Raw genomic sequence first — 4,743 nt, 5'->3', positions numbered from 1 at the left:
GGCGGCCTCAGGTTCCAAGTGCAACAGTCAGTTGATAATGTTGAGCCGATTGGTTGCCAGCAGTTGCAGATGATCCGTCAACACTTCAACAGGGAATTTCCAGCCCAATGTCTGACGAGGTCGGGTGTTGAGCAAGTCGGCAATCTCGTCCAGCCGCTCCTGGCTAACCAGCGACAAATCGGTGCCCTTGGGTAAGTACTGCCGGAGCAGGCCGTTCGTGTTCTCGTTGCTGCCTCTTTGCCAAGGGCTGTGCGGGTCAGCGAAGTAGATCTTCATTCCCGTACGATCTGTCAGCTCTTGATGCTTGGCCATCTCGCTGCCTTGGTCATGGGTCATGGTTTTCAGCAGCGCCGGTGCCATCCGCGAAAGTTCTCGCGTCATCCCCTCTAGCGCGGCGTCTGCGGTGGGCGCATCCAACTTGGCCAGGATCACGAAACGGCTTGTGCGCTCGACCATCGTCGCTACTGCCGAGCGATTGTTCGCGCCCATGATCAGGTCGCTTTCCCAATGACCTGGCACTTGTCGACCTTCGACCTCTTGAGGTCGGTAGCGAATATTCTGTTCAGCTGGATAGCGCTCGCGCCGAGCTGGCGCAGTGCTGCGAGTACGCCGCTTGCTGCCGCCCTGGCGCAGGTAACCAATGAGTTGACGCTTAAGCTCGCCGCGTGGGTATGCATAGATTGTCAGGTAGATCGTTTCGTGACTCACATGCCGCTCAGGATTATCAGGCCAGTAGTCCTTGAGTCTGGCGGCAATTTGCTGAGGAGACCAGCCCTTGGCCAACATGCTGTGTACGACCTGGAACAGTTCAGAACCAGGGGCAAGAAGCTTGCTGCGCCTCGGGACGTGTCTGAGGGCACGGGCTCGAGCACCGGCAGTGCTGGCGTCATAGTGCCCAGGCTGCGACTGGCGCCGCACCTCTCGACTCAGCGTGCTGGGTTGGCGCCCAAGAACTTGGGCGATGGCTCGCAGCGAGGCGCCTTGCATACGCATGATCATTAGCGTTACGCGCTCTTCGATGGTCAAGTGGGTGTAGTGAGTAGTCATGCAGCACCTTACCTCGGGTGTTGCACTTGGTCACTGAGACCGCCATGGTCTGCCGTAACCTTGGCGCTATAGACCGAGCCGCCCCAGCCGACCACGGCACAGATGTCGCCATTGGCCAGGTCGGTGGTGAACTTTGAGGAATCGAAGTAGCGGATATACGGGCGGATCTGGAGCAGCAACGCTTCAGCCTTGCGATAGTCTTCGGGGTTCTTGCTATTGGGTGGCAGCCTCAGGTAGTTCAGCGCAATAGGCACGATCTCCACGGGTGCATCCAGCATCGCGACGCCGCATTTACTGAGCTTCGCGATGTTTTCCTTCTTGAATATCAGGTCCCAGGAATTCACCGGCGCGTTCTTGCCTAGTAGTTGCTCGACCTTGGCCTGGTCATAGCCAATCCCCGTCGTGCCCCACATATAGGGCACGGCATAGCGGTTACCCGGGTCGTTGCCTTGCTGCTTTTCCAGGATTTCCGGGGCCAGGTGCGACCAGTTGCTCAGGCGATCACGATCCAGCTCCTGTATTACCCCGGCCTTGACCAAACTGGGCAACAGATCGTCGGGTACCATCACCACGTCATAACCGGTGCGCCCGGTCATCAACTTGCTTTGCATCACTTCGGCATTGTCGAAGGCATCCCAGATCAGCGAGATACCCGTATCTGCCTGGAATTCCTTGGGCGTTTCCGGTGCCAGGAAGTCTGACCAGTTATACAGGTGCACTCGGGCAGGCTCCGCGTATGCGGTGCCCACGCTGGTACCGAGCAGCGCGATGAGGCCAAGCTTCAGTAAACGTTGATGCGTCATGGAAGGCTCCTGGCAGAGTGCCGGCTTGCGACCGTGCAGTCCGCAGACTTTCGCTGGATTATTGTTATCGTTGGCGCGAGCCCGGGGGGCCAAGGCTCGTGAAGCCTTGCTCAGGGAATCAGCAGTTCACGTCGGCCATCGGCGTGTTCGATGCGTTCTCCGGGCAACTGGAAGCGCTGGTCCGCCTGGTAGTCGTAGAGCGCACGGGCATCGGCCAACTGGGTCATGTCCAACTCGATGACATGACGGCACTCCTGGCGCCCACTTTCCAGCAACACCTGGCCGGACGGGTCGACCACCGCACTGCCACCGGCGAACACGGTATTGTCCTCACCGTTCCCAACCCGGTTTACGACCACAGCGAATACCTGGTTTTCCTGAGCACGGGCGGTGACCGAGGTTCGGTGCACGTGGCCATAGGGTTCCATGTTGCCATCGGTGACCAGGATCAGCTCGGCGCCCAGTGCCGCTATAGCCCGGGCGGTTTCCGGGAACTCGGTGTCGTAGCAGATCAGCAGGCCGACACGTACGCCGCGCCACTCCACGGTGCCATAACGGTCGCCGGGCAGCACCAACCCGGGTTCGGAGACCCAGAGGTGGGTCTTGCGATAACTGAGCCGGACCCCTTCAGGGGTGATGAACAGCGTCGTGTTGTAATAATGCCCACCGTCGTTCTCGATCAGCCCCACTACCACCGCCACCTCACGCTCACAAGCGGCCTGCTGGATGGCCAGAATACTGGGGCTGTGCAGGGGCAAGGCCTGTTCGGCAATGTTCTGGTGGTTCAGGAAACCGGTGATCTGCGCTTCGGGAAAAACGATGATATCGACACCTGGCGCGCAGTGGGTGATGGCGTCCAGGGTACGTCGCAGATTGTAGGCAGTGTCGCCATCGCGCCCCGCCAGCTGTACAAGTTCGAGCTTCATATTCGGACCTTGGTATCGGGCTAAGTCCCGGTCAGGAAATAAGTGACTTTTGCAAAAGGTCGATGCAATTATGCGTTTTTCCAGCCCGTTTCCTATCACGTCGAGTGGTTAACCCCAGGGGGTAGATAGATGACACCAACGCTCCAGGACATGGCCTGGCATCGCGCTGCCGGCCACGTGATCGAACACCTGGACAAGGCTGATTTCTGGCGAACCCTGAGTCGTTTGATAGGCGAATATGTGCCCATTGATAACTGGGCGGTATTGCTGTTCAGCGATGGTTGCCCGTTTGCATTCGCTGAAAGCCCGTATGAAGGAGAGGGCCCCGACCCGCTGTTCCACGACTACATCAAGGGCATGTATCTACTGGACCCTTTCTACATCGCCAACCGCGAACAACCGGCAACTGGGCTGTTCCGCCTAGCGGACGTGGCGCCGGAGCGCTTCAAGGACACCGAGTACCACGAGCGCTACTTCAACCATTATGTGAAGCAGGATGAATTGCACTACAACGTGCGACTGGATGAGGTGCGCAGCCTGTGCCTGTCGCTGGGAAGCCGGCACCTGTTCACGCCCGAGCAGGTTTCGCTGCTGGAGATGATCCGCCCTTGGGTAGTGGGCCTGATGCGCCAGCGCATGTTTTTCGAGGCGGCGATGCCTGAAAGTGCACCTCGCCAGGCGCCGCGCTGGCAAGCCAACCTTGAAGAGGCGATGGTGCGCCTTGGCACGCCTTTGACCGCCAGGGAAGTGGATGTGATCCGCCTGATCCTCAGCGGCTGCTCGAACAAGGAGGTCGCCGGCAAGCTGGAAATCTCGGTGGAGACCGTCAAGGTCCACCGCCGGCATGTGTACGCGAAGTTGAATATAAAATCGCCGCAAGAACTGTTTTCGCTGTTCCACAAGGCTCAGGTGGAAAGCGTATGAGGGTGAGCTAGCAATGGGTCGAAAGCTGCCGATCGTGTATAGCCGCTCCCGACCCAGAGCTACAGCAGGCGCACGTTCACCCGGCGATTCAAGAAGCCACTGGCAGTACTGATTCAAAATAGGTCAGCGTAGAACGCGTTGTTCGAGCACGAGCGCTTCTGGAAGCGGCTGACTTGCCTATCGAATGGGAAGGCGAAAGGCTGAGGCTTGCCTCAGGGTCTAGATCTCCATCTAGTTGCTTTGAATAGTTTTCTTGGAGTCAGGAGGAAAACTTCTCATCCGCGTCTACTCTCTCTAAGCGACACGAAACCCAGCTGGCAGTTGCCGAATCGGTACAGCGCATTGGTCAAAAGGAGCTGGCAATGACTGTGTTGGTAAAAACGTTCAGTAACCAAGGCCGCACTGCCTCGGTGGGCAGAATCTGGAAACTTGGCTCTACCTTCTTTTTAGCCACTGCCATCGCCATGGCTTCACAGGCGTGGGCCGAAGAGAAAGCGAAACCTGCAACAGCAGCAACCAAAGAAGCCAACGATGCGTTGCTCAAAGAGTTGCCGTTCAATGACAAGACCTCCTTCGAACTGGCCCATAAAGGGTTTATCGCCCCTCTGCCGAAAGAGCCGATCAAGGGCGCCTCGGGCAACCTGATCTGGGACCCGGCCAAATACAACTTCATCAAGGAAGGCGAGGCCGCACCCGCTTCCACCAACCCCAGCCTCTGGCGGCAGTCACAGCTGATCAATATCTCCGGCCTGTTCGAAGTCACCGATGGCATCTATCAGGTGCGCAACTATGACCTGTCGAACATGACCATCGTCGAGGGCAAGGAAGGCATCACCATCTTTGATCCGTTGATTTCGGCGGAAACTGCCAAGGCCGCACTGGACCTTTACTATCAGCATCGACCGAAGAAACCCGTGGTCGCAGTGATCTACACGCACAGTCACGTCGACCATTACGGCGGTGTTCGTGGTGTGATCGACGAGAAGGATGTCAAGGCAGGCAAGGTCAAGGTCTATGCCCCCAAGGGCTTCCTGGAGCACGCC

General features: G+C 58.1%; 4 protein-coding genes and 1 pseudogene. 2 read left to right on the top strand and 3 right to left on the bottom strand.

The genetic code is table 11. The features are described from left to right. Positions 1 to 27 precede the first annotated feature (27 nt). The 3 genes and pseudogenes from BLX42_RS23965 to BLX42_RS23955 form a co-directional block, all read right to left on the bottom strand. The gene (locus BLX42_RS23965; RefSeq protein WP_161872785.1) at positions 28 to 1,047 is read right to left on the bottom strand and encodes an IS30 family transposase; all 1,020 of its coding nucleotides are present in this window, start codon (positions 1,045 to 1,047) and stop codon (positions 28 to 30) included. Between the two features lie 38 nt (positions 1,048 to 1,085). Continuing rightward, positions 1,086 to 1,850, bottom strand: a pseudogene (locus BLX42_RS23960) (extracellular solute-binding protein); the annotation flags it as partial. A gap of 110 nt (positions 1,851 to 1,960) precedes the next feature. After that, entirely contained in the window at positions 1,961 to 2,776 is an 816-nt protein-coding gene (locus BLX42_RS23955) for a carbon-nitrogen hydrolase family protein (RefSeq protein ID WP_161872808.1), read from the bottom strand. Positions 2,777 to 2,905: 129 nt separating this feature from the next. Here BLX42_RS23955 and BLX42_RS23950 point away from each other — a divergent pair, with 129 nt between their 5' ends. After that, complete coding sequence (locus BLX42_RS23950) at positions 2,906 to 3,700, top strand: helix-turn-helix transcriptional regulator (RefSeq protein WP_115274474.1); 795 nt, start codon at positions 2,906 to 2,908, stop codon at positions 3,698 to 3,700. 362 nt (positions 3,701 to 4,062) lie between these two features. After that, positions 4,063 to 4,743, top strand: a 681-nt coding sequence (locus BLX42_RS23945; protein WP_256672095.1) for an MBL fold metallo-hydrolase, incomplete at its 3' end; no start/stop codon positions are given.

This window comes from Pseudomonas sp. SG-MS2, assembly GCF_009933855.1.
Classification (GTDB): domain Bacteria; phylum Pseudomonadota; class Gammaproteobacteria; order Pseudomonadales; family Pseudomonadaceae; genus Aquipseudomonas; species Aquipseudomonas putida_E.
This window is presented reverse-complemented; position numbering and strand designations above follow the sequence as displayed.